The organism is Magnetococcus sp. PR-3, assembly GCF_036689865.1.
Lineage (GTDB): Bacteria > Pseudomonadota > Magnetococcia > Magnetococcales > Magnetococcaceae > Magnetococcus.
Genome location: NZ_JBAHUQ010000015.1, coordinates 62,399 through 87,444 on the forward strand (window position 1 = coordinate 62,399; position 25,046 = coordinate 87,444).

At 48.6% G+C, this 25,046-nt stretch carries 21 protein-coding genes; 13 read left to right on the forward strand and 8 right to left on the reverse strand.

The window, feature by feature from the left end; all coding sequences use genetic code 11:
* Positions 1–45: 45 nt before the first annotated feature.
* On the reverse strand, positions 46–1,971 hold the full coding sequence (locus V5T57_RS10335) for a methylaspartate mutase subunit E (RefSeq protein ID WP_332891133.1): 1,926 nt from the start codon (positions 1,969–1,971) through the stop codon (positions 46–48).
* 8 nt (positions 1,972–1,979) lie between these two features.
* The gene (locus V5T57_RS10340; protein WP_332891134.1) at positions 1,980–3,551 is read right to left on the reverse strand and encodes an AMP-binding protein; all 1,572 of its coding nucleotides are present in this window, start codon (positions 3,549–3,551) and stop codon (positions 1,980–1,982) included.
* A 303-nt stretch (positions 3,552–3,854) separates the two neighbouring features.
* Between V5T57_RS10340 and V5T57_RS10345 the strand changes: the two genes are divergently transcribed.
* The 12 genes from V5T57_RS10345 (at position 3,855) to V5T57_RS10400 (ending at position 17,870) form a co-directional block, all read left to right on the forward strand.
* Positions 3,855–4,094 (forward strand): acyl carrier protein, encoded by a 240-nt coding sequence (locus V5T57_RS10345; RefSeq protein ID WP_332891135.1) that lies wholly within the window; start codon positions 3,855–3,857, stop codon positions 4,092–4,094.
* A gap of 45 nt (positions 4,095–4,139) precedes the next feature.
* Positions 4,140–5,273: a glycosyltransferase gene (locus V5T57_RS10350; RefSeq protein WP_332891136.1), complete on the forward strand. Its 1,134-nt coding sequence runs from the start codon at positions 4,140–4,142 to the stop codon at positions 5,271–5,273.
* A 156-nt stretch (positions 5,274–5,429) separates the two neighbouring features.
* The gene (locus tag V5T57_RS10355) at positions 5,430–8,603 is read left to right on the forward strand and encodes an ATP-binding protein (protein WP_332891137.1); all 3,174 of its coding nucleotides are present in this window, start codon (positions 5,430–5,432) and stop codon (positions 8,601–8,603) included.
* Positions 8,593–9,069, forward strand: coding sequence for a nucleoside deaminase (locus V5T57_RS10360; protein ID WP_332891138.1), 477 nt, complete (start codon positions 8,593–8,595; stop codon positions 9,067–9,069). The genes V5T57_RS10355 and V5T57_RS10360 overlap by 11 nt, the downstream gene beginning before the upstream one ends.
* 325 nt (positions 9,070–9,394) lie before the next feature.
* Positions 9,395–10,369 carry a glycosyltransferase family 2 protein gene (locus V5T57_RS10365; RefSeq protein WP_332891139.1) on the forward strand — a complete coding sequence of 325 codons (975 nt, stop codon included), beginning with the start codon at positions 9,395–9,397 and terminating at the stop codon, positions 10,367–10,369.
* Positions 10,370–10,503: 134 nt separating this feature from the next.
* The gene (locus V5T57_RS10370) at positions 10,504–11,094 is read left to right on the forward strand and encodes a cytochrome c oxidase subunit 3 family protein (protein WP_332891140.1); all 591 of its coding nucleotides are present in this window, start codon (positions 10,504–10,506) and stop codon (positions 11,092–11,094) included.
* Between the two features lie 9 nt (positions 11,095–11,103).
* Complete coding sequence (locus V5T57_RS10375) at positions 11,104–11,370, forward strand: hypothetical protein (RefSeq protein ID WP_332891141.1); 267 nt, start codon at positions 11,104–11,106, stop codon at positions 11,368–11,370.
* Between the two features lie 90 nt (positions 11,371–11,460).
* Entirely contained in the window at positions 11,461–11,841 is a 381-nt protein-coding gene (locus tag V5T57_RS10380; protein WP_332891142.1) for a hypothetical protein, read from the forward strand.
* 180 nt (positions 11,842–12,021) lie between these two features.
* Positions 12,022–13,458 (forward strand): protein adenylyltransferase SelO, encoded by a 1,437-nt coding sequence (locus V5T57_RS10385; protein ID WP_332891143.1) that lies wholly within the window; start codon positions 12,022–12,024, stop codon positions 13,456–13,458.
* 538 nt (positions 13,459–13,996) lie between these two features.
* The gene (locus tag V5T57_RS10390; RefSeq protein ID WP_332891144.1) at positions 13,997–15,556 is read left to right on the forward strand and encodes a cyclic nucleotide-binding domain-containing protein; all 1,560 of its coding nucleotides are present in this window, start codon (positions 13,997–13,999) and stop codon (positions 15,554–15,556) included.
* A gap of 325 nt (positions 15,557–15,881) precedes the next feature.
* Positions 15,882–16,880, forward strand: a complete 999-nt coding sequence (locus V5T57_RS10395; protein WP_332891145.1) for a serine/threonine protein kinase — start codon at positions 15,882–15,884, stop codon at positions 16,878–16,880.
* A gap of 360 nt (positions 16,881–17,240) precedes the next feature.
* Positions 17,241–17,870: a trimeric intracellular cation channel family protein gene (locus tag V5T57_RS10400; protein WP_332891146.1), complete on the forward strand. Its 630-nt coding sequence runs from the start codon at positions 17,241–17,243 to the stop codon at positions 17,868–17,870.
* A gap of 7 nt (positions 17,871–17,877) precedes the next feature.
* On the opposite strand, the gene V5T57_RS10405 is transcribed toward V5T57_RS10400, so the two are convergent.
* On the reverse strand, positions 17,878–19,164 hold the full coding sequence (locus V5T57_RS10405) for an adenylate/guanylate cyclase domain-containing protein (protein ID WP_332891147.1): 1,287 nt from the start codon (positions 19,162–19,164) through the stop codon (positions 17,878–17,880).
* A 233-nt stretch (positions 19,165–19,397) separates the two neighbouring features.
* Between V5T57_RS10405 and V5T57_RS10410 the strand changes: the two genes are divergently transcribed.
* Positions 19,398–19,859 (forward strand): rhodanese-like domain-containing protein, encoded by a 462-nt coding sequence (locus tag V5T57_RS10410; RefSeq protein WP_332891148.1) that lies wholly within the window; start codon positions 19,398–19,400, stop codon positions 19,857–19,859.
* Here V5T57_RS10410 and V5T57_RS10415 read toward each other — a convergent pair whose 3' ends face one another.
* The 5 genes from V5T57_RS10415 to V5T57_RS10435 form a co-directional block, all read right to left on the reverse strand.
* On the reverse strand, positions 19,860–20,018 hold the full coding sequence (locus tag V5T57_RS10415; RefSeq protein ID WP_332891149.1) for a hypothetical protein: 159 nt from the start codon (positions 20,016–20,018) through the stop codon (positions 19,860–19,862). It lies immediately after the preceding gene.
* 80 nt (positions 20,019–20,098) lie between these two features.
* Entirely contained in the window at positions 20,099–20,308 is a 210-nt protein-coding gene (locus tag V5T57_RS10420) for a DUF1653 domain-containing protein (protein ID WP_332891150.1), read from the reverse strand.
* Between the two features lie 13 nt (positions 20,309–20,321).
* Positions 20,322–20,792 (reverse strand): Cys-tRNA(Pro) deacylase, encoded by a 471-nt coding sequence (ybaK, locus tag V5T57_RS10425; protein WP_332891151.1) that lies wholly within the window; start codon positions 20,790–20,792, stop codon positions 20,322–20,324.
* A 187-nt stretch (positions 20,793–20,979) separates the two neighbouring features.
* Entirely contained in the window at positions 20,980–21,591 is a 612-nt protein-coding gene (locus V5T57_RS10430; protein WP_332891152.1) for a LysE family translocator, read from the reverse strand.
* 1,457 nt (positions 21,592–23,048) lie between these two features.
* A complete protein-coding gene (locus V5T57_RS10435) occupies positions 23,049–24,683 on the reverse strand; it encodes a hypothetical protein (protein WP_332891153.1) in 1,635 nt (544 codons plus the stop codon).
* Positions 24,684–25,046 lie beyond the last annotated feature (363 nt).

The following is a 25,046-nucleotide window of genomic DNA, read 5'->3' on the forward strand; positions in this document are numbered from 1 at the left end:
AACAAGCCGTTGGGTATGAGGGTGAAAAAAAACATCGTGTTTGCTCTATCCCTTTAAAGGCCACTGCGTATATTGGCCACGGGCAACCTGTAGAACATCCTGTTCCACCAGTCGGTAGCTCTCTTTATCATGGCGTATGCCCTCCTGTCGACGGCGCTGGTTCATGCGCTCCCGGTGAAAGGCTTTAAGATCCTTGCTAAAGGGTAAATGGCCACAGTCCAAAAAACGTACAGCTCCCTCAACATCGCGGGCGGTTAGAACGTTACCCTGATTATGAATGCTGGGGGCAAACGGGATATCAAGCAACCCTCTTTGAAATCCCTTAATGATACCTTCGATCAGGTTGCCATTGCCAGCCAGCACAATGGCATCAAAAATCGACTCGACCTCCTGCTGGATAATCGACATTTCGTGGTGTAGCGCGTGTTGGTCCAGTTCAACACGTTGCGCCATCTGCAACCCGGCCTGGGCCAAGCGTATGGCTTCTAGATTATCCGTCTTGTTGGGGACTTTAAAAGCTTCCGCCACCGTTTTGATCAACATACGGGTCGCCCCAGAGCAACCCGCTGTGACGGCGGATTGTAAAATCAATTCACGGGCTTTATTGGGGTCCAGCGGAAAGGCCGCCATATATTGATGAAAGACGGTATTAACCTGAACATCATGATAGCCCAGGTTATCCAACATTTTACGCCCCAGTTGCGCCATGGTACGAATGGCCGCAACATCCTGAATGCGATTTCCCTGTTCGGCATAGCCTAAAGAGACACACTTCACCCCTTGTTGGGCTGCTAGAATAGACTCAAGAATACAGGTGGTAATGGCTAAGGAGGGGGGGATTAAAGTGGCGGTAAGGGTGCCAAAAAATTCCCGATCCAACACGATCCCAGCTTTTTCGTAGTAGTGGCCGGTTAGCCGGTCTACATACTGCCAGCAATGGATGGCCTCTTGCAGTGCATAATCCTTGAAATAAGGAATATTATAGCAGATAGGCCCCCCTTCGAACGCGGTAACTCCCCCTGCGTAGGAGACTTCGGCCAACAGTTCCGGGTAGCGGGTGCTGTGGCGGCACTGCAAGGGGGTCGCGACCTGTTGGCTTATGCGCCGAAGGGTGGGTACACCGTGATTGATCAGGGGAAAGCCGTTAAGCACGCTGGATGTTTTTAAATACGCATCCTTTAACAGTTCATCAACCCCCAAGTAATCATTGTTTCGTGTCAGGGAGTCTACTTGGTAAGAGAGAACATGGGCCCCCCGGTTGGCAAAGGCCTGGAACAGATCGATCTGCTCTTGGGCGTTGCCAACGCCTGAGCGTGGCTGGATCAGTATACTGTGCTGGCCTTGGTTCACCCGCTGTTGTAGGGCTGGAAAAGAGGGGGCTTGCTTAAGGAAGCCGAAGTTCTCTGCCCAATCTCGTGCCCCTTGGCCAGTTTTCCAATACTGTAGTACATCCTTGCGCTTGGGCAGCCACTGTAGGTCCATCAGCTTTTCTTCACTGGGTACCGTATGCAGCTGGGCACTTTTTTGAGGTTGGAAGTTGAGTCCAAGTCTTGGCGTGCCCAGGCGATGCATATCCTCCTCTAAGAGAGAAAGGACTTTTTGAATATCCACAAATTTAGGAAAGACCCGATGAAAGCCCATTTCCATGAAGTGCTGCTCAGCACCAGCTTCATCACCACTGGTTAAATTACCGCCCAAATACCACAAAGGGGTGGCTTTGTGCTGACCGTACTGGCGTCGTAATTCAGGGAATAAACGCAGATAGTGCGCGGCGTGGCCATCCATGTTGGATACCATGATCACATGGGCGCTGGGTGCCCAACGGAAAAAATCCTCCAAGGCACTTTGGGGCCCCAGGTAGTTGACCTGATAACCATGATGGCTGAGGGCTTGGCGCAGGATATTCAACCCGACAGAGTGGGCGTCGCCAGAGAGTCCTCCAAGTAGCAGTGTGGGTTTTTGCTGTTGCATGGGCACTCCTAAATGGCCTGGTTAGCATCCAACTGTTCGGCATGTTGTTTCAGTGCCGGATAGTCAATTTTGCCAGAGGCCGTCGTAGGTAGTGCCGTGTAGTGTTGAATAAATTGAGGAACTGCATAGGAAGGCAGTGTGTGGATCAGGGCCTTTTTTAAGTGCGGCAAGGGCATGGGCTCTGCATCAAAAGTTGCATAGGCTGCCACGACGACCTCACCGTACATCTCCGATGGCTGGCCAAAGACTGCAACTTGCTTAATGCCCGGTACAGCCAATACCGCTTCCTCCACTTCAGAAGGGCTAATTCGGTATCCGCTACACTTAATTTGCGTATCTGCCCGTTCATGGAAATAGAGGTAACCCTCTTCATCCATGGAAACCAAGTCTCCGGATCGCACGGCAATTTCAGGTAGGCAACCTGGCCCGCCGGTGGCCAGGTGCTGAAACTTCTCAGCGGTACGTTCCGGGTTGTTTAAATAGCCATAGGTAACAAATGCCCCGCGATGAATAAGTTCACCAATCTCCCCTGGCGCGCAGGGGTTGCCCTCTTTATTGACCACCAAAAGCTCAACCTCAGGAACCGCTTTGCCGATGGAGCCTGGGCGTTTAAACAGCTCACTAAAAGGTAGGTAGCTGGAGCGGAAGGATTCTGTTAAGCCATACATAATGATAAGGTCAGATTCCGCAAATAGAGCGGTCAGCTTTTCCAACAGTGACATGGGGTGTTTACCCCCTGCGGTGGTGACATAGCGGAGATGGGGCAGGGGGGTGCGCGTTTTAGCATCCAGAAAATCGGCCAGAAAAAAATGGGGCCACATGGAGGGAACGCCTGCCATGGCGGTAATCTCTTCCTCTCTCAAGATGGTTAAAATATCTTTGGGAAAGGTAAACTGGGCCAGCACAATGTTGGCTCCGGTTTGAACGCATGAGAGCAGTTGATTAAGGCCATAATCAAAATTGTACGGAAGAATGCTTAAAATCCGATCTTTTTGCGTGATTTTAAGATAGCCACTTACAATACGCGCCCCATCAAGCAAAGTCCGGTGGGGGACAACAACACCCTTGGGTTTGCCGCTGGAGCCAGAGGTATAGATAATACAGCCCACATCGGTCGGTATAGATCGCGTGTGGCACTGTTCCGGTAAGGTCTGGATGGTCTCAGGCTCTGCTCTATTTTCGATCACGCCTGAAGGGTGTAGTACCGTCAATTGCGTGTCGCGGTAGGCAAACATTTTTTCCAGCAGTTTACGCTTGGACGCCATGGTTAAAATATGGTTGGTACCACAATCCATGATCTGATGTTGGATCTGTTGAGACTTTAACTGTACCGATACGACAGTAAAGACGGCATCGGCCAAAGCAATACCAAAAAGGGCAATAACCTGAGCCAGAGAGTGGTTGATATGGATCGCCACCACATCTGCGCGTTGCACGCCACAGGTGTGTAAGTGATCGCGAACGGCCATCGCTCTACTGTAGAGTTGACGCCATGTCAGGGTTTGATCCAGATGGCGAATGGCCCGCTGATCGGGGGTTTGGCTTACGCGATGATGTAAAAGGTGGGCAAGATTTCTCATAACAACCAATGATCCATTGCAGCGGCTAACATGGCCTGTTTGTGCTCAGTAACGTCCTGTATTGATCGACCAGGCGTGTACGGCGTATGTGTGTGATCCCATCTTGTAACTTCTTCTGAACATGCGCCAGATCGGATGGGGTTTGTTTATGCATACTCCAGACCACGCAAGTGATACCAGGCCTGGATGGGTCTATATGGATTTTGGTGTGGTTCGGCGCGGTATGGTTATTGAATACCTTTGATCTTTCCAGTTACCATACCCAACCGTTAGACAACATGTTGATTAAGGAGGCGCCGCACCATGGATAAACCACAGGCTATTGAACGTATTCAGAGCTATCTGCAAGAGACCACGGAACATTGGCCAGAGCCAGATACCAACCTTTTTTTAGAAGGTATTTTAGACTCTTTTGCCATGGTTGAGCTGTTGGGCTTTTTAGAGTCTAGTTTTCCTGTCACACTTAATCGTGAAGATATTGGTCTGGACAATTTTGCCACCGTTGCTGATATTGTGGATTTTCTGGCAGAAAATGAAGATTGATCATCTCTTAGCAGCGGCTAATCTTTATCGAAATAGGCGATGGATATGGGCTGGTTAACACACCAAACCATTTTGCTGATCTCTCCTCAGCCATGGCAGCATGTGCATATTTCCAAGCATCACTACGCCTTGGAGCTATCTAAAAACAACCGGGTGTTTTTTTTACAGCCCCCAAAGCCAGGTATGGCATTGGCAGGGCCTGTGGTTGAACAGGTTGAGCTGGCAGGTCATGACCTTTCAACGGTCACCAGTCAGCTGTTTTTTCCAAGATCACTGCGCTTTCATATGCTGGTTTTTTACCGTTTGCTTATGCGTGTGCAGATGCGCCGGATTATTCAGGCCATTGGCGGGGTGTGTGATGTCGTCTGGTGTTTTGATCCCAACAGTTATCCTGACCTTGCAGGATTTGGCGCACGCTGTACGCTCTATCACCCGGTGGATAAATTAACCCAACCCATACACCGTCATATTGCCCAACAGGCTGATCTTATTTTGGCCCCTGCGCATACCTATCTGGACTTTATTGATGGACCGGAATTGTCATCTAAAAAGTTTTTTTTAAACCATGGGTTAAGTACACCATTTATTCACGCTGCCCAAGTGCCAACAGATGAGGCGAGCAACGATAGCCCGGAAAAAAGGGTGAGCTGCGGTTATTTTGGTAATTTGACCCGTACAGAGATTGATGTACAGATGATGGCCCAGATACTGGGTGAGCATCCCCAGGTGGCCTTTCATTTTTGGGGGCCTTGGGATCTTAAGACCCCGTTAGGTCAGCTGTTAGACGCTGCAGATAATGTGACGCTACACGGTATGGTTGATAAGTCACAACTGGCACAGGCTATCCAAAAAATGGATTGTTTTGTTCTCTCCTATAATAACGATCCTTTAAAGTTTGATCGAGATAACCCACATAAAGTATTAGAGTATTTAAGCACAGGGAAGGTGGTTGTCAGTAACCATATGGCTGAATATGCGGATAAGCGATCCCTGCTTTGTATGACGGAACCCGGGCAGGATGATCAGCTGCCAGCTCTCTTCCGCCAAGTGATCCAAAATCTGGCCCAGCATAATCATCCGGCCATTTGTCGGGCGCGGATGCACTATGCACAAAAAAACAGTTATGAACACCACCTACAGCAAGTGACACGTTGGATAGAGCTGAGCATGGAAGCATAAGCGGCTGCCTGATTTTAAAACAGACAAAGTGCTGTATATTTTACTGGCAGATCTTTTGTGGGGTAACTTACTCTGAGAGTGTGTCTGTTTAATCGTTGCCCCGTTCTATCTTTAGACTGACAGTTTAGAACCAAGGGTCATGTTCAGGAGAGATCCGTGCAGAGAAGAAGCTCTTCACTCAAAGTTAAATTAAGTCTCTTCCTGTTTACCGTAATTGCCATGACGGCATTGATCGTGAGTTTTGCTGTACAGCAACTGGCGATCGAGCAGTTTAAAGTCAATCGTGATCAACGTATTTTAGAGACCCAACAGCAACTGCTTAACCGCTTTCGTTCTTTTGACCTGTTTATGAATGAAGTGGAAGCCGAGCTGGACCAGCGCATTGCCGATGCCCTACCAAAAGTGGCGGCGCGCATTCACCAAGGCCCCCCTCCTGAACAGTGGACAGAGGCACAGTTAACCGCCCTGGCTAAAGAGTTTTCGGTGGGTGATATCTACCTGATTAACCAGGATCTGACGGTTTTTAAAACCACATTTAAGCCCGATATGGGGCTGAACTTGGGTCGTTTGGCCCAAAGCTTAAAGAGCAAACTTACCGGGTTGCTGGGTAGCGGCCGGTTGGAGGTCGATCGTATCTCCATGTCCAACAAAACGGGAATCATTAAAAAATATGCATACCACGGCCCGCGGGATAAAAACTATCTGGTGGAAGTTTCCATCAATATGTGGGAAGGGGCCGAGACTTTTGGTAGCGAGGCGCAAAAGCGGTTCTTTTTAGAAGAGTTCTTTCAAAGCCTGGTGGATAGCAACGACATTCTCAAAGCCCTAGATCTCTATATTGCCGACGATCTGGCCCAGTGGTCGCTGTTGCATGAAGGGCAGGCCATGGACCCAGAAGCTGCAGCGCGTTTAAAAGGTAAAGAGAGTCTTGAACTGCGAGATGAAAACCGGCTGACGATTTATACCATCCAGCCCCGACGAGAGAACATCAGCGGATTCCGCTTTTACAGTAAAACGGTGTTTGATACCGCCATGCCCACAGCCTTCTACCGGGTTGTGCATGTACGTACATTAGTGCTGGCCTTGGTGGTGGCTCTGTTGGCCTATCTGATGGCCAATCGGCTGATTTTTCGCCAGCTTTATGCACGTATTAGCACCATTGACCTGGGGTTGAAGCATATGCGCTCAGGGGCGTTGAATGTGTTGATCCCCATCCAGGGGCAGGATGAGCTGGCGCGTATTACCCAGGCTATTAATGAACTGGCCATGCAGGTCTATGATCGAGAACAGGAGCTCACCGCTGCCAAGGAGGAGTTGGAAAAGAGGGTTGCTGAACGTACCCAGGATTTGCAGTCATCCATGAAGGCACTCTCTGAACGGGAATCCAACTACCGGTATTTGGTTGAGCATGCCCGTAGTATTATCCTGCGTTGGCAACCTGATGGTGAGATCACCTTCTGTAATGAGTATGCGCTTACTTTTTTTGGGTATCGCGAAGCGGAGCTGGTGGGCAAAACCGTTTACGAGACCATTGTTCCACAGAAGGAGAGTAGCGGGCGTGACCTTCATCAACGGGTCGATGCGGTGGCCTGTGATCCCGCACACTATAGTTATCATGAAAATGAGAATGTGTGTCGGGACGGGCGGCGTGTTTGGGTGACCTGGGCAAACCGCGCCATTGTAGATGAGCAGGGTCAGATAAAAGAGCTGTTGAGTGTAGGGACCGATATTACCCACTTAAAAATGATTCAGCAGGAGCTGACGCTGGCGCGGGATGCGGCCGATGGGGCCAACAGAGCCAAAAGTGAATTCTTAGCCGTTATGAGCCATGAGATCCGTACCCCTATGAATGCTATTTTGGGGATGAGTGATCTGTTGATGGCATCTAAGTTGGATGATGAGCATCTGCAGGCTCTGCAGGCCATAAGTCGTGCAGGTGATGCACTGTTGGTCATTATTAATGATATTTTGGATCTGAGTAAAATTGAGGCGGATCGGTTAGAGCTGGAGATGGTGGAGACCGATCTGGATGCCCTGCTTGCGAGCTTGGCGGAAATGTTGACTCTCCGCGCCCAGGAAAAAGGGGTCGCGCTAATTTTAGAACGGGATCCGGATATTGCCCCCTACTGCTGGTGTGATCAGGTCCGCTTGCGGCAGATTTTGGTTAATCTTATTGGAAATGCCATTAAGTTTACCCAGCAAGGTTCCATTACGGTGGTACTTACCCGTGTCTCTGAAACGCTCATTCAATTTAAAGTGACCGATACAGGGATTGGCATTGAAGCCAAACAGTTGGAGGCTATTTTTGAATCCTTCAATCAGGGGGACTCCAGTGTTACGCGCAAGTATGGCGGCACAGGTTTAGGGCTCTCAATCAGTCAGCGGCTCACTAAGCTTATGGGGGGAGAGCTTCAGGTTGAGAGCACTCTGGGCAAGGGGAGTGCTTTTTACTTTACCATTCCCATGCAAGCCATTCCTCATTTGAGCGAGCAGTCTATCCAAGCAAAGCGTTTGGAGGAACATCACTGCTTACTCATTGAACCTGCACATGTGGCCGATGCGATTCATCCCCTGCTCACCGCCTTAGGTGGGCGTGTAACCTGTATTGAGAGTGTGCATGACCTGACAGATAAAGAGTCAAATTTAACGTCGGTCGATCTTCTGATTATTAACTTGCACACCCTGGAAGATACCGAGCTAGAGCAAATTTTGGCCGAGATACAGCGAGAGGAACAGACCAAACAACTGCCGTTGCTGGTCTTATTACCAGAGCCCAACCATGCTTGGTTTGAGCATATTATGGGTAGGGGGGGGCGTGTTTTAGCCAAACCTGTTCGCCGACAGGAGCTGATTCATAGCATCCTGTTAAGCATCAACCCCCAAGCTCTAAATGCAGATCTTCCTGTGCATTTACCCCACGGGTTGAAGATCCTCATTGCTGAAGATTCTGACGACAATATCCTTTTATTACAGTCCTATTTAAAAGAGGGTCGTCACCAGTTAACCATTGTACATAATGGTCAAGAAGCGCTGGAAAAGGTAAAAGATGCACCCTTTGACTTGGTTTTGATGGATGTGCAAATGCCTATAATGGATGGCCTGCAAGCAACCCGTGAAATACGGCAATGGGAGGCTCAACAGTCTGCACGTAAAGGGGTGCCTATTATTGCGCTGACGGCACATGCCATGCGTGAAGATGAGCAGCGCAGTGTGGAGGCCGGGTGCAGTAGCCACTTAACTAAGCCCATTAAAAAACAGGTTTTGCTTAAGGCTATGATGCCTTTAATCCCGATACAAGCACAACATCCGGAGCTGATGGATGAATCATGATAAATGGTTGGAGCAGGCTGTTTTGCTCTCTGCTGAAAAAATGCAGGCGGGGTGTGGTGGGCCATTTGGTGCGGTGATCGTGCATAGCCAGGATGAAACACTACTGGCTCAGGGGTGGAACTGTGTGACGTCTTGCAATGATCCGACGGCCCATGCAGAGATGACCGCCATTCGTCGTGCCACAGAAAAGTTGGGGCAGTTTCATCTGCAAGGCTATACCTTGTTTAGCTCCTGTGAGCCATGCCCTATGTGCTTAGCGGCAATCTACTGGGCACATTTGGATGCTGTTTTCTTTGCCAATACAAGGCAACAAGCTGCGGCCATTGGCTTTGATGATGCCACCATCTATGAAGAGCTGGCCTTACCCTTGGCGCAGCGGCAAAAACCGATGGTGCACCGGCCTTCTGAACACGCTTTGGCGGTGTTTCAGCAGTGGCAAACGCTGGAGAATAAAAAGCCCTACTAACATCGGTGCTTCATTGGCCAGAGAGCTCGACCCGACAGCTGCTGTTAAACGATGACGGCTGTGTCTGTGTTTGATCTGATCAGGCGTTCGGCATATTGTCTATACGGAGCTTGCTGGGGTAGGGGGCTGGTAAACAGGTCAGGCAAAACCGCTTTAAAGGGGATAAGGCTTTAAGGCTAGAGTCGGCTCTAAACTTGTATTTCTTGCTTCATCCCGGCGGGGTGTTTTTTTCCCGTAGCTGTCTGTCGCATGATCCTGCATCATGATCATTGTCTCTGATGTCTGCGGTTTTCGCTTGGGCTGGCAACTTTTCAATGGGTGAAAAATGACGGTGTTTAAACTGCTTATTGCTGTGCCCTGTTACAATGAAAGTGCAGAACTGGGCGCTGTTTTAGACCGTATGCCACAATCACTGGAAGGGGTTGATCAAATATCCCTATTGGTGGTGGATGATGGCTCTTCTGACCAAACCAGTCAGGTTGCAGCGGACCATGGTGCCTCTGTTATTCGCCATCATACCAATATGGGCTTGGGTATCGCTTTTCAAACCATCCTTAAGGAAGCTTTGGAAAGAGATGTCGATGCGGTGGTGACCATGGATGGGGATGGTCAGTTTAACCCAGATGACATCCCCAAGCTGTTAGGTGTCTTGGTTAAGGAGCAGGCGGCCATGGTTACTGCGTCGCGCTTTAAAGATGCCAACATGCTGCCAACCAACATTCCGGCTGCCAAGTTAAAAGGCAACCGAATGATGTCCTGGTTAATCAACCGGCTGACAGGGGCCAGTTTTTACGATGTCTCTTGTGGGTTCCGCGCCTATAGCCGAGAGGCGATCTTACACTTGAACCTACATGGGCGGTTTACCTACACCCAAGAGGTGTTTCTCGACATTCTCTCCAAACGCTTAAAGATTGTTGAGGTTCCGGTTCAGGTGATCTACAAGGATGGTCGCCGTTCCCGTATGGCCCATAGTTTGGTGCGCTATGGTTTGCAAACACTTTTAATTATTCTACGTAGTTACCGAGACTACAAACCTCTGCGCTTTTTCCTGTGGATATCCCTGCTTTTCTATGTGGCATCAGGTGCTTTTGGGCTTAACCTGCTGATGCACTATTTGGAAACCGGTAAATTTTACGGGGAAATTTGGTCGGGTATGATCTCTGGGGTGATGTTGATGCTCGCTGTTGCCATCACTTTGATGGGGTTGTTGTCAGATATGATGGTCAGAATTAGAGAGAACCAGGAACGTGTTCTCTATCTACTCAAGCGGCGCCACCATGACACGGATCACGACGCCTAGTCTCTACGACCGCTCTCCCTTCGGTTAATCCGCGCTAAAAACAGGGATGGTTGATAACTATCAAGCCCAGCAAAGTCTAAAACATTTATATTTTTGGTTGCAGGAAATATTCTTCAACGGAGTAATCAGCAGCCATGTCTTCCCAGTCCAGCGTGACCACAATGGAACGTTCCCCCTATCCTCCAGGTGATCTGGCGGTATGGATGTTAATTGCCATGGAGTTGCTCACCTTTGGCATCTTCTTTTGTGTCTATACCTTTATGCGTGCCAAGCAGCCTGAGTTGTTTGATGCCAGCCAACAGCTCCTCAACCGGCAAGCAGGTGCTATTAATACCCTGCTTTTAATTACCAGTAGCTTTTTTGTGGTGCGTGGTGTGGAGGCGATTAAACAAGGGGCTTCTCGCGTATGTGGGCATTGGTTGGCTGCTACGCTGAGTATGGGGGTGGGGTTTTTACTGGTTAAAGTATGGGAATATGGCCAAAAGTATGCTGCGGGTATTACGCCGGATACCGATCAGTTCTTCTTCTTCTACTTTGCCTTAACCGCTTTCCACGCTTTTCATGTGATCATGGGTATGGTCATCCTCAGCTTTATCATGTTTAAAGCGTATCGGGGGGGCTACAGTTCCGAGAACCATATGGGGGTGGAGAGTGGTGCCTCATTTTGGCACATGGTGGATCTTGTTTGGATTATCCTTTTTCCTCTCATCTATGTCATGCGTTAGGCGAAGAATATGGACTTTCTAAAAAGTTACGCCACCCGATCATGGCTTGTTCTTATGCTTCTTACGCTGACCACCATGGCGGTCGGGGAGCAAGGGTTGGCAGGGCCTGGAGCAATGTCTTTGGTGTTGCTGATGACCCTATTTAAGGTCGAGCGCATTGTTCATCGTTTTATGGGGTTTTCTCACGTTACAGGTTTGATGAAGGTGATGATGTGGCTGTTTGTGATACTGCTGCTTGCGACGATTAGTGGTGGCTACATGATCACCCAGGGCTAACCGTGCATGTGGTGATTGACAACCACACCGGGCAGGTGGGATAGTGCCAAACATTCTTTATTTGCCTCTTCTCTGATCCAGGAGTGTTTTATGCCCCGTTTTGCCGCTTTGACCGTTGCAGCGTTGATCGCTTTTTTTACTGCCATGCCTGTACAAGCTGGTGAGGTTACCAAAGTCTCTGTTGCTGATCTCTTTAGCAAGAAGGCAGACCTGCAAGGTAAGCAGGTGGAGTTGACCGGTGAGGTGGTGAAGGTCAATAACAACATTATGAACCGTAACTTCCTGCACATTCAGGATGGTAGCGGTGATAAAGCTCAGCGTAACCACGATATTACCGTTACCAGCTCCGGTACCGCCAATAAGGGAGACCGTGTCTCTGTGGTGGGTAAACTGGTTCTGAACCATGATTTTGGTGCAGGTTACCTCTACCCTGTGCTGGTTGAAGAAGCCGTGATTACCCCAGCTAAATAGAACAAAGACTAACGGTTCTTGTACGATTAACCGCCCGCTATCTGGTTGATAGCGGGCGGTTTTTATTTGGGGGTGGGGAAAGGGTTGAACGTTTATGGTTAAGTAGGACTCGAAAGGGAGAGCTTGCTTGCAAGATCATCCGTGTATTTATTGATTCATCTTCATAAAGGTAGATGTGCCATGTCGTGGCAGTTTGATAACAGTTATGCACAGTTGCCGGCGTTGATGTATGCCCAACTGGCGCCCGTACCTGTTCAAGAACCTCAGATGGTGGTGTTCAACAACGACTTAGCCCAACAGCTAGGGCTGGATTTTTCTTCGACAGAAGAGCAATCGTTGGCGGCTCTGTTTGCCGGAAATCTGTTACCGGAGGGTGCTCAACCATTGGCGCAAGCCTATGCAGGGCACCAGTTTGGTCACTTCACCATGCTGGGGGATGGCCGAGCCATTGTCCTGGGAGAGCATATCACCCCTGATGGTAAGCGGCTGGATATCCAGTTTAAAGGTTCGGGCCGAACCCCGTTCTCCCGCAATGGTGATGGTCGTGCGGCCTTGGGGCCTATGCTGCGTGAATACATAATGAGTGAGGCCATGCATGGGTTGGGTATTGCGACCACACGTTCTTTAGCGGTGGTGGCCACCGGAGAACCGGTATACCGAGAGGATGTTCTGCCTGGGGCTATTTTAACCCGCGTTGCGGCCAGTCATTTACGGGTAGGCACCTTTCAATATCTGGGTATGCGTGGGGATGTCGAGGCGATCAAAACACTGGTTCACTATACGTTAGACCGTCATGACCCACAGCTGGACAAAGGGGATAACCCAGCGCTGACCCTATTGTTGGCGGTTATGGCCCGGCAAGTGGAGTTGGTGATTAACTGGATGCGTGTTGGCTTTATTCATGGGGTTATGAATACGGACAATATGACCATCTCTGGTGAGACTATTGACTATGGGCCGTGTGCCTTTATGGATGCCTATAGCCAAGATACCGTTTTTAGCTCAATTGATGCCGCTGGGCGTTATCGGTATGGAAACCAGCCCCATATGGCCAAATGGAATTTAGCGCGCTTGGCGGAAGCTCTCTTGCCGATTATTCATTCGGATCAGGCACAAGCCATCTCTTTGGCTGAAGAGGCCATTGAATCATTTAACGGGCTCTATGCCCGCAAATGGCAGGTGATGATGGGGCGTAAATTGGGACTGTTTACTGTTCAGGATACCGATGATGCGCTTATGACAGAGCTGTTGGATCAGATGCAGCAATTGGGGTTAGATTATACAGAGACGTTCCGGTCGCTCAGTGAGGGGCAGGCCCCTCCCCATGCAGCTCTACAGGCTTGGTACCGTAGCTGGCAGTCTCGTCTAGAAGCCCAAACAGAGACATGGAGCCAGGCTCAGAGCATGATGCAAGCGAATAACCCCACTATTATTCCACGCAATCATAAGGTGGAAGAAGCATTGGATGCGGCCAATAATGATGGAGATCTGCAACCCATGCACACCCTACTTGAGCATCTATCCAATCCCTATGCAACCAAGCAAGGGGTGGATAAAGGGTTCCTAGCACCACCCCCACCCAGTGACCGTATCTACCAGACCTTTTGTGGTACATGAGGATATACAAGGGCTCTGTATCAGACGCAGAGCCCTTGTCCCTCACTTATTTAAACACACCCTCATTGTATAATATCTCCCTTGGCCTCTCCTTATGGCATCAAAGTGCTCCTATGATGGCTGTTTGATATAAATAGTGATTAATGATAATAAATATTGCTATTTCAAGTGTGTACATGCCATGTTATGCCCCGCTAAAATGGTTTGACTGCCTGAGCTTAGAGGGGGGTTGTGAGGGATTTTAGGGTGGCTGCTTTACACGCCTTTATCCAAGTTAAGTGTAAAAGGGGTTATCCAACCTATATTTAGACCGATCTATCTATAAGGTGTTGTTACGCCAAGAAACGTGGTGCAATGATAAGGCTTAAGTCTCATCAAGTAGGGGGGAGACTTAGGCTATACAGTAAGAGGGGGGATGATCCGAACAGATTGGTGAGGAGATGTTTGGATGATAGCTTGTGGCTGTGTATCATAGGTGCTGGGTGTTTGGTGTGAATATGCCTGAACGGGGCTGGTTGCATTAACTGGGGAAGAGTACGTGCTTTTTTTTCAACAGAACAAAAGTTTGCTGAAAATTGATGATCGGGGGCGTGTGCCCGTTGAGAATCTCAGGAAATTGGTTAAAAGCACGAAAATGGATACCTTTATCCAGCAATTTCCCCATATGGTGCTGGTGGGTAAAAGTTATGGTGCCTTCCGCACCAAAAAAGATGAGACGGAAATGCTGGTTTTTCCTCTGATCTGTCGGCGAGGGGTGGTGACGGAAGAGAGGGCGATCTCTTTAGGGCGAGACACGAACAATACGCTGGTTCTGCCCGATGCCTTTGTTTCTACATGGCACTTGACCTTTCATCCTGTGGACAGTGGGGTTGAGATTGAGGATTGCAACTCCACAACTGGGACCAAGCTTAACGAAAAGACTTTGATCCCCTTGCAACGCTATGCCCTTGAAGATGAAGACCAACTCAGGATCGCCAACTATCGTTTCCAAGTCTATGGACCGGCAGCCTTTTACTATTTTCTTACTGAAATTCTGGAAGTTAAGCAGGCTCAACCCCAAGAACCTGAACAGCAACAACCCGTACCTAAAAAAGTGATCCGCAAGACAGAGCGTAAGCTTGAAGAGGTTTCTCTGGAAGATCTTGCCCCTGTTGAAGTGCATGAAGAACCTGAGCTACCTGAGCTACCGCCCCATCGTCAACAAGTCTTAGATCAAGTAGAGCGGCTGCCCTTCTTCAACTTCTTTACGGCACAAGAGAAGCAACGCTTTGCCTTGGATGAAATTGAAGTAACCACCATACCGGAACAGACCCAGGTCATTGCAGAAGGCTCGAAAGATCCTAATCTTTACCTGTTACTCTCTGGACAGGCTCGGGCCATTAACCCCGCAACCAAAAAGACAGTTTCAACCTATAAACCTGGAACATTGTTTGGTGAAATGGGTTTTCTCGCCAACGAGCCCAGCCTCTATGAGATTGAAAGTCAACAGCAGATGGAGGTTATGGCCATAACCCCAGATGCTTTGTCCAAGCTCAGTTGGGATATCCAGGAGAAGATGCGCGATGCCTTAATTCGTCGCCTGCTGCGGCTGAATGATTTCCATGAGAAGAGGTTGTTGGAAAAAGGGTTGAGCATTCCAACCGCCAATCATGGCGATGATGCGATTTTAGTGGGCGATGGTTTGGCCGCTCTGGTTAACCATGCGGAACTGTTTTCAGACTTTACCGATCTGGAAAAGCAGCGCCTGACCAAAATTCCCCATAATTTTAAAATGCTCTATCCTGAGGATTGTTTGATACAGGAAGGGCAGGTTGGGAAGGCCTTTTTTCTGGTGCTCTATGGGCAGCTGGCTGCCTACAAAGGGGACGATCCTACCCCTTTGAGCTTGATGAACAGTGGTAGTTGTTTTGGTGAAACGGCTTATTTTGAAAGTGCCCCACGTACGGCGACGGTTAAAGCCACCAAGCCCTCTACCGTCTTGGTATTTGATGATAAATTGATGGCTTATCTGGGGGTTGTTGAGCGGGATAAGATCAAGCTTAAAATTATTGATACGCTGGTTGCGCGCTTTAAACGGAATATTGCCTTGCTCTCTTAACTGTTCTGAGTAGGGATGGTAGATAAGACGTCTTCCCCATAATGGGTGAAGACGTTTTTTTATGGAAGAAAGGTGCGCCTGTCTCTTCACTCAGAGCGACCATGAGCTCTTTTTAAGATCCACCGGTTTGGTTGATCCCTGCTCAAAAGAGATGTGGGTGGTGTCGTTTAGTGAGATCACCGTCGCAGAAGGTAAAGGTTGGTAGTGTGAGGAAGGCGGGCAGGCAGAACTCTGTTTTCCTTAGGCATGGCGTAAGTTGATGAACTGCGTATAATGCAGGGCACACTCTGCATATGTTTTGAATAAAAAGGGATACCCCTGGGCCATGACCTCTGATGATCTTCAAACGCCATACAGTAACCTAAGTCCAGATGCCGTATTGGATGCCGTTGAGCGATCTGGTTGGCGCTGTGATGGTCGACAGTTGGCCCTGAACAGTTTTGAAAACCGGGTGTATCAGATCGGCCTTGAGGATGGCTCCTTTGTCGTGGCCAAGTTCTACCGCGCCCACCGCTGGTCGGATGAGGCGATTTTAGAAGAGCACCATTTTACGCAAACATTGATGGAGATGGATCTTCCCGTCGTGCCCCCGATGATTAATGAAGAGGGAAAAACCCTGTTTCATGATGGCAGCTTTCGGGTGGCGCTCTTCCCGCGCCGGGGCGGGCGTACCCCTGATTTGGAAGATGCCGAAACCCTTAAACGTATTGGTCGTTTGATGGGGCGCATCCATGCTGTTGGCGCACAAAAACCTTTTGAGCATCGCCCAACCCTGGATATTCAATCTTTTGGGGTGGAGTCCTACCAATTTTTGCTGCAGTCAGGCTTTATCCCCCCTGCCATGGAAGAGCCGTACCGCACGATGGCTGAAACATTGATTGACCAGGCTACAGGCTGTTTTGAGCGGGCTGGGGATTTTCAGTCCATTCGTTTGCATGGTGACTGTCATGCCGGCAATATTCTTTGGACAGATGATGGCCCGCACTTTGTGGATTTTGATGATGCCCGTATGGGGCCGGCCATTCAGGATTTGTGGATGTGTTTGTCTGGTGATCGAGAGGAACGGGCCGTGCAGATGAACCATTTGCTGGATGGCTACGAGACTTTTATGGAGTTTGATTATCGACAGCTCCACCTCATTGAAGCGCTGCGAACCCTGCGTATGATCCATTATGCCGCCTGGATTGCCCGTCGCTGGGCCGATCCGGCTTTTCCAAGAGCCTTCCCTTGGTTTGATGGACCACGTTACTGGGATGAGCATATGTTGGCTCTGCGTGAACAGTCAGCCCTGATGAATGAACAGCCGCTCTCACTGGCCTTATAGATTTAGCGTAGGACCGTTAGGTTTATGGTGTTCCCCCTATCCGCGTAGGTGGTGTGTGCCGTCGCTTTTATCTCATAAAAGGGCTTGGTGGGGGGGGAGGCCCTCGTTGAATGTTGGTGCATGATATATCTAAAGTATATCAATGGTTTAGTTTGTGTGCTTGCAAAATTCTTGGTGCATCGTACATGGACCAGTAGAGCTGTTGTTATCCGGTTAAGCATGGTGCATCCCCCCCCTGAAAACTTGCTTTCCTCATGTAAGTATAGAGACCTGAAGCGCAATTTTTTTTGAAAAAATGGGGTGTCAGAGCCCATGATTAAGAGGTGTGTTCCATCGATCGCTGTGAGAAGGGTGTAGGGTGTGACAGATTTAGGGCTGGATCAGGTCATGTACTGGATTGGTCAAGGTGCGGTGGCTTCCATGGCGATGGCGGGTGTGTTGGAGGCTGGGAAGAAGCATTTTGATCTGTTTGGGGTGTTGATTGTTGCCATGGCGGCCTCATTGGGTGGGGGGTCGTTACGTGATCTCTTGCTGGATCGTGGGGTCTTTTGGGTGGTGGATCAAACCTATCTCATAGCTGCTCTGTTGGCCGCTTTTTGTACCTTTTATCTGGCGCGCTTGTTTCCCTTGAACGAACGCTTTTTTCTGGTGCCGGATGCGATTGGACTGGCGCTGTTTAGCATAACCGGTACTGAGGCTGCGCTTGCCCTGCAAGCACCTTGGTTGGTGGCCAGTGTTATGGGGCTGTTTACCGGGGTCATGGGGGGCGTTTTGCGGGATCTGTTTTTGATGGAGCAGCCTTTGGTGTTTCGTGAAGGAACGCTCTATGCAACTGCAGCCTGGGCTGGTGCGCTGCTGTTTATCCTCTTGTTAGCCCTTGGGGTGGCGGAATTGTGGGCAGCACTCAGCGGGGGATTGTGTACCTTTTTGCTCCGTATGGCGGCTATTCGTTGGGGGATCGCCCTGCCGACCTACCGTAGCCGGTCATGATGGGGAACTAAAGGCGATTAAGGGCTTGCTGTAAGGCTTGTTTAACCGCTTCTGGGTCATCCAGTTTATCCGGGTCCAAAAATAGTTTAAACCCATTGTGCTGAACCTGTTCAGGCTCCTTGGCGGCGTGGGGAGATATCAGTTGCCCTTTAACCCGGTAGGCGGGCACAGGGTAGGGTACCCCTTTGAGCTCAAGGGGGGGGACGGCTTCACATTGGTAGATATCATCAACTAAAGCATAGGTCTCTTTACTAATCAGGATCTCTCCCGCCATGGCTGCAGACTCCAGGCGGCTGGCCAGGTTGACGGTGGAACCAATAATGGTGTAATCCAACCGCTGGCTTGAGCCAAAGTTGCCCACCGTGACATAACCCGTGGCCATACCCATACGGACTTCCAAGGCTTCGGGTATACCCCTGCGTGACCAGCCTTGTCGTAGGCTTTTTAACTGTTCACGCATCTCTAAAGCCATGGCAACGCAAGCTTGGGCATCTTCACGGTGGCCCCGGCTTTCTGGATCGCCAAAAAAAACCAACATGCCATCACCAATAAATTTATCCAGCGTTCCCCCGTGGCTTTGTGCAATTTGTGCCATGACATCAAAGTACTCATTAAGCAGTTCAGTCAAAGGTTCGGCTTCCAAGCGTTCGGTTAGGGCTGTAAAGCCTTTAAGGTCGGAAAAAAAGATGGTGAGTAATTTCCGGTGTGAGGCAACCTCCGGTGTGCTCAAACCATGAAACATCTTATCGTAGACCTGGGGGGGCAGATACTTGGCCAACCCTTTGGAGAGCGCCTCTAACTTTTGATTGCGCTGTTCAGCCAGTGTATTGGCTTGTTCCAGCGCTGAGGCTTGTTCGTGCAGCCGTTGTTGATTCTCCTGCAACATCGCCTCATTCAGTTTGCGCTGGGTGATATCCCGAATAATACCGCCAAAATAGCGTTTACCAGCCTCTTCCCAACTGGACAGGGAAAGCTCGACCGGAAACTCTCGACCATCCTTATGGTGCGCCATAACCTCAACGGTACGGCCAAGTATATGGCTGGGTCCGCCCGTTGCAGCACGCTGCATGCCTTGTTCATGGGCCGCTTTATAGGATTGGGCAACCAGCATGGTAATGGGTTGATCCAGTGCTTCTGAAGCGCTATACCCAAAAATGGCCTCGGCACCCCGGTTCCAGCTGCCAATAAGACCAGAGGCATCGCTCAGAATAATGGCATCCACCGCTGAGGCCAGTACCGGCCAAGCGGTTTGACCCGTAAAGACGGGAGAGAGGTGGTGATGGGCTGCTTCCATGATGTTTTTCCTAACCTAAAGAGGAATCATTGGATGGAAAACCATACCATCTCTCCCCCTATAAAACAGGAGCTGATCTACCCTGCCATGATGTGTATCAATCCTGAGATATCACGGGCTTGCTTGAGAGGGGGATTTGTCGGGTATTTTACGGATACTGTAAAATATATCCCTATGTTAATTTGAATAAGTGTTGCTTAAGATGCGTTTTTTTAATGGATATGGAGAAGCTTATGTCACGCGCTGTTGTTCGTCTGCTGTTCGTCGGTTTGCTATGTGTGGGTACCCCCTTTATGTTCTGGCCTGCCCAGGCAGATGCGATGGAAGGTGAGGAGAGGGAGCTGATGATCGACGTGATGAATGATTACATGTCGGAATCAACACACACCCAAGGCATGGTTACGCCAGAGCAGGTACAGGTTAGTTATTTAGGGGTGGCACAAATTTTAGATACCCGTGAGGCCGAGCAGTATGAACAGAGCCATATTCCAGATGCCCTGCATATGGAGTGGCGAGAGGTCTTGGACCGCTTAGATGAGATTGCAACCGATAAACCGGTGGTGCTCTATTGTGGTACAGGTGCCCTTTCAGCGCAGGCGGGTTTTGCACTTCGGGTGTTAGGGTACAGCAATGTGGTTATCATGCGTGGGGGATATCGGGACTGGCTTAAGTTGGTTGCACCATCTATGAAGTGATCAGGCAGCACATAAAGAAAAAGCCCAATCTTTAAGGTGATTGGGCTTGTGCTTGGCTTTCTGCTGTTTCTTCTTGTTGGGGATGACCTGTTGGGGTATTTGCGTCACCACACGGGCCATGGCATTGCGTCGTTTAGGTTTCTTGGGCTTGGGCGCCATCTCTCTTCTCCTACAAAGGGTGGTTTGCTCACTTAACGTACAGGGTTGGAGCCCGCTTGTTGGGCAAGGTTCCATTAAAGTTATTCTTCAATAAGCTCAAAACGTTTGATGCCGGGTTGGGGGGCGTCAAACCAACTTTCAATGGGTCGTACCCAGGCACTGTTATGATCATATTCACACAGATAGTGCACCAACCATGCATCGGTCTCAGAGTGGCGAACCAGACCTAATACACGGTAGGTGCCACCTTTATAGTGACGGTAGCGACCTAGCTTAACCTCTGGCGTCATGTTCTCTTCCTTTTTAAAGTCGCCCAATAGGGGCTGTTCGGGCACCCGTGATTTTTACAAGATCTGCGGGTGCCAATTCAACCTCTAAACCCCGGCGACCGGCGCTTATACAGATGGTGTCATAGTCCAATGCTGTGTCATCCAGCACCATAGGCAAGCGTTTTTTCTGTCCTAGTGGGCTAATTCCACCCGCCAGATAGCCGGTTTCCCTTTCAGCACGGGCTACCTCAGCCATGGCTGCTTTTTTGCCGCCAAGTGCTTTGGCCAGAGCTTTAAGATCTAGAGTTCCTGCAACAGGAACCACCCCCACCACCAACTTTTTTCCATCCAATTCAGCGGCCAGTGTTTTAAAAACCCGTTGGGGTTCAACCCCCATCTTCTGGGCAGCTTCCTCTCCATAAGATTCAGCCTTCGGGTCATGTTCATAACTATGGACCGTATGGGGAACTTTGGCCTTTTTTAGAGCGTTTATGGCAGGAGTCATGGTGGATTTGTGTCCTAATGAAAGGTGTGGCTCATTCGTTTTGTGGGGTGTTGCAGCAAGTTTCAGCACTCCGTCCATAACGGTGTCTGTTTGTTCGGGGGCCTTAAAATGGGCTATGCCTCTTAAGCAAGAAGCCTCAAGCTGTGCGGTTGCTGGTTTGTCATTCGATTATGTTTTGTCGCATGGGCTATCTGCTACTTTCTAAGGCCAATTTGCCAGCCAACCCTGCAAACAAGGCTGCAAAACTGCGTTGAATGCGCTGGACCAGCTTAGGGGTTGAGAGCACTTTTTGGCGTAATGCTGCGGCCATCAGGCCATAAGCGGAGAAGACGATCCAGGTGAGTAGCATAAAGACCAGGGCCATCCCGACCAAAAGCATGGTGGGGTCTTGATGGCCTGCTGGAATAAATTGAGGAAGAAATGCGAGAAAAAAGAGGGATAATTTAGGGTTGAGTACATTGATTAAGACCCCTTCAAGAACATGTTTCCAGGTGGACTGCTCTTTGGGTTTATCCATGGCAACTCTGCCGCCAGCTTGCCACATACCCCAGGCCAGCCAGATTAAATAGAGTACACCTACCCATTTAATGGCTTGAAACAGCAGGGCGCTGGTGTGCATTAACGCGGCAAGTCCCAAAATAGAGGCTAAAAGATGGGGGATGATCCCAAGGGTACAAGCCAGTGCGGCGAACAGCGCAGCGCGGCGGCCATTAAAAATACCTCGGGATAGGGTGTAAAACACGCCCGTGCCAGGGATGATAACCACAAGCAAAGCCGTTAGAAAAAATTCGGGGCTCATCTTTTCGGTTCCTCTTAGAGGGGGGGAGATCAGATGTATTGTTGAAGGTTTAACCACGGTTGGCAAATAGAAAGCGACATGAAAACGGAAAAGGGCAGGGCGTACGCGTGCACTAAGGGCATGCAGCACACGCAGGGGGGCATATTAAGGACGTTCTGTTTACCATTCATTGGTGTATGGGGGTAGGATGCCATTTTTCTATACAATCATTTTGTTATCATGAGATTTTTATCGAACTTGAATATAATACGATCAGTTTTATAGCCACTATAAATCAAAGTTAGACAGTCTATAAGTATCGATAATGAGTGATGACATCGAGCGCCCCCAACGAGATCGGCTTCGTGGAATCCGTAGGTAAGAAGGTCGAGGCCGCCCGGAATTTTCAAGTAAGTCGAGCGACGGTTTACCATTGATTGTCACGAGACAGCCAGGAATCAATCCCAAGCGTTCCTAGGGAGCGAAAGATAAACAAGGCAGCCTTGATAGAAGCAGGTCAAAGCCTAGCCAGATGCTTTGCAAAGAGCGCACGCTGTTCATTTCGGGGTTTGTGATACCACCATCAGTGCTGCGCTAAGGAAGCTTTGGATGGGTAAAAAAAATGAAGCGCTACATTGAGAGGTGTACAGAAAAAAGAGGGTATGATTGGGCTGGTATGTATCAATATATTTATTAGTAAAGTTATTAAAAATTGAGGCTAATTATATGAAGGTTGATTTGAAGAAGAGGTGATTCACCGTCATACGTGGGCACCAAAGGGTGAGAAGGTCTATGGCGACTTAACATGACCCAGCGCGGTAATGAGTGGCTAACGCCCTTGATCTTTGAGGGGTCGTGTCATGCTCCGTTGGTTGAGGCATGGATTGAAAAGATGCGATAGCCTCAATTGAAAGAGCCCAGTGTGATCGTTATGGATAATGCTAGTTTCCACAATAAAAGGGAAGATTGCTGAAATACTTGCAAGAGATGGTCAGGTACGCCTCCCACCTTCCCCGTACAGCCCAGATCTTAATCCTATTGAATGATCATTCGCAGTCTTGAAAGTAATGTCGAGAGTTCACTGCGCCACCACCAAGGTTAGAAGCATGAATAACCTCTAACTATGGTATGCGGTGACGATAAACATCTCCAATCTCTACATAGACCTGCTCAAGGAAAAAGAATATCGACAAAGCGTAAAGCTCCCTTAGCGACTGTAGGGAAAACAGGTCAGGCGAGTGCTTTTTGGCGCCCCGAAAACAGAGTGGATTGGAGATCAACTCTGTTTTCGGGGGAGGAGGCTAAGTAGGCCATCTTTATGTAGATTGAGGTCTCTTACACTCGCCAAAGAACATGCTCAATTCATGGCGATATGACTGCTGAGCAGTGTGACAGGGTATTCTCAGTTTCTGCGGAAAATAATGTCCAGAAACGTGTTGCTCCATCATTAATTCGGAATCAGAACGGTTTTCTCATCTTTAGAGAGCACGCAACCTTTCTAAAAATTCAAGAGCATCGGATTCATCGGATTCATCGGATTGAGTGGCATCATGTAACATTTGAAAGAGTTTGCGAGCATCGGGTTCATCAGATGAAATCCCAGTTTTCACTCCATATCGTTGGAATAACTCGTCTAAATCGTCCTTCATCTGAATTCCGAGGGCAGTGTTTATAGCCTCTCGAATAAAGTCATCTCGCCATGTTGTTAAAGGACTTTCTGTCGCTGCAATTTTCACTCCCATTTCAAGGTATTTTTTATATTGTTCAACCCAATTTCCGATTCCGATCAATGAATAGGTCACAGACAGCTTACCTGGCAAATATGATGGAATGGCTTTACCTTTTTGGCGGTCCCAAACTTCCTGAGAAAAATGTTCCTGATCAGCATCATGTGAGAAATCTTCCTTTATAATTTGTTCTCCTAAACGAGCCCTTAATGATGCCTCAAGTATATCGCGCATACGCTCAAAACCACCCACTGAACGAACATGGTGTGCCATGTTCCACAATTCGTTATATGTAATTCCACTTTGTGGTAAAGGGCTGTCCGAGGCCGCAATTAACGCATTTGTGAAGGCGTCTGCAATGATATTTTCAGATATCTCGCCGCCACCAGAGTGCAGTTCTAGCTTAAAGCCCCCATTACCATCATCTTTGATCTCATATTTTCTCCCCATCGTCATTTGAAGCCTATACAACGCTAATTCATAACTGGCGAAGGGGGAAGCCCACGATGCTATCGTGAATAGCTGCAACGATTCATTTTCAAGCTCAGCCCTAGAAGCGGCCATGCCTGAATTGAATAAAAGATTGCTCTCTATCCGACCTTCTAGTCCTAAACGGATGATTCGTTTGAGGCGATCAACTGCTTCAAGGCGCTCTTTCTCTATGTCATTGGACATTTCACTCGGTCTGTTAAGGTTTTTAACAAAAAGGTAATCGAGATATGGGTCTGCGTTTTCGAATTTGATCTCTTCAGATGATTCTTTAGCTATTGATAGAATACCCTTATATTCCTCCATCTCCTTTTGAAGTTGTATAACATCATCCTTAAAAGCTTTTAAATAACGAGTTGTTTCGCCTGAAGATTGTAGGGCGATCCGTTCAATTTCCGTCGGTAGTGTAGATTGCAGTTTCGTTAATCGTTCTTCAACATCGTTGGACAACTGATCAAAACGTGTGCTAAGTCCAGTTTCGTAAAGTTCTCGATTTTCTGCGGTTGATTTGTCACGGAACTCAATTTTTTCTTCTAACTCTTTTTTATGTTTATCACCCTGGCGTCCAATAAGGATGATGCCGACTAAACCTATAAGAGCAATCAAGGTGCCGCCAAAGGTGATGGCAATGTTTAAATTACTAACAAGACCAGAAAATGCCTTCTCAGCATTACCTAGGGACTTTAAGGCAAATTCTGCATCAATTGTTGGTTTTGGTGAGGGGGGGAGGCTTGTGCTACTGTTTCGTTTGTGGTGGGGTGAGGTTGTGCAGCTCCTGCTGTAGCTGAATAGGAAAAAAGCAAGGATATGAAGATGGGTACAATCAAGATTAAAGAGAGCCGAGTCATAAACATTGAAATGGCACCTTTCAGCTAGCGCAATGTGAAAAGTAATCAAAGTGTAATGTCTAGTTATATTAAATAGATTTTTAAGCGGAAATTAAAGCAAAAAAAAACAGAACGAATTTTATTTTGCGTGATTGTATGGTTTATTTTTAAGAATGGCATACAATTAAAGTCTATGGGCTTTTCCCTTGTGGGGTCTTGGCCACCTCCTTTTTATGAGGATAATGCTGTGGCTATGATGGTTGTCCTGTGTTGGAACTTTGCTGGGTTGGCTCGCTCTTTTCAGTTTATGGCAAAATAGACCGGTGATCTCACCACCTCGGCTATCCTTCATCAATTAAGTACAGAGCAATATCCCATGAGATAATGGTCATCGGTTTTTTGGAAAACGTACCTTTAATCAAAGTATGTCACA

Excerpts from the sequence above, each read along its gene's own strand:
- V5T57_RS10385 (WP_332891143.1), top strand. The coding sequence starts at position 12,022 with ATGTCGTGGCAGTTTGATAACAGTTATGCACAGTTGCCGGCGTTGATG.
- V5T57_RS10365 (WP_332891139.1), top strand. The coding sequence starts at position 9,395 with ATGACGGTGTTTAAACTGCTTATTGCTGTGCCCTGTTACAATGAAAGT.
- ybaK (WP_332891151.1), bottom strand. The coding sequence starts at position 20,792 with ATGACTCCTGCCATAAACGCTCTAAAAAAGGCCAAAGTTCCCCATACG.
- V5T57_RS10345 (WP_332891135.1), top strand. The coding sequence starts at position 3,855 with ATGGATAAACCACAGGCTATTGAACGTATTCAGAGCTATCTGCAAGAG.
- V5T57_RS10335 (WP_332891133.1), bottom strand. The coding sequence starts at position 1,971 with ATGCAACAGCAAAAACCCACACTGCTACTTGGAGGACTCTCTGGCGAC.
- V5T57_RS10415 (WP_332891149.1), bottom strand. The coding sequence starts at position 20,018 with ATGGCGCCCAAGCCCAAGAAACCTAAACGACGCAATGCCATGGCCCGT.
- V5T57_RS10370 (WP_332891140.1), top strand. The coding sequence starts at position 10,504 with ATGTCTTCCCAGTCCAGCGTGACCACAATGGAACGTTCCCCCTATCCT.
- V5T57_RS10350 (WP_332891136.1), top strand. The coding sequence starts at position 4,140 with ATGGGCTGGTTAACACACCAAACCATTTTGCTGATCTCTCCTCAGCCA.
- V5T57_RS10420 (WP_332891150.1), bottom strand. The coding sequence starts at position 20,308 with ATGACGCCAGAGGTTAAGCTAGGTCGCTACCGTCACTATAAAGGTGGC.
- V5T57_RS10410 (WP_332891148.1), top strand. The coding sequence starts at position 19,398 with ATGTCACGCGCTGTTGTTCGTCTGCTGTTCGTCGGTTTGCTATGTGTG.
- V5T57_RS10405 (WP_332891147.1), bottom strand. The coding sequence starts at position 19,164 with ATGGAAGCAGCCCATCACCACCTCTCTCCCGTCTTTACGGGTCAAACC.
- V5T57_RS10360 (WP_332891138.1), top strand. The coding sequence starts at position 8,593 with ATGAATCATGATAAATGGTTGGAGCAGGCTGTTTTGCTCTCTGCTGAA.
- V5T57_RS10430 (WP_332891152.1), bottom strand. The coding sequence starts at position 21,591 with ATGAGCCCCGAATTTTTTCTAACGGCTTTGCTTGTGGTTATCATCCCT.
- V5T57_RS10375 (WP_332891141.1), top strand. The coding sequence starts at position 11,104 with ATGGACTTTCTAAAAAGTTACGCCACCCGATCATGGCTTGTTCTTATG.
- V5T57_RS10380 (WP_332891142.1), top strand. The coding sequence starts at position 11,461 with ATGCCCCGTTTTGCCGCTTTGACCGTTGCAGCGTTGATCGCTTTTTTT.
- V5T57_RS10395 (WP_332891145.1), top strand. The coding sequence starts at position 15,882 with ATGACCTCTGATGATCTTCAAACGCCATACAGTAACCTAAGTCCAGAT.
- V5T57_RS10340 (WP_332891134.1), bottom strand. The coding sequence starts at position 3,551 with ATGAGAAATCTTGCCCACCTTTTACATCATCGCGTAAGCCAAACCCCC.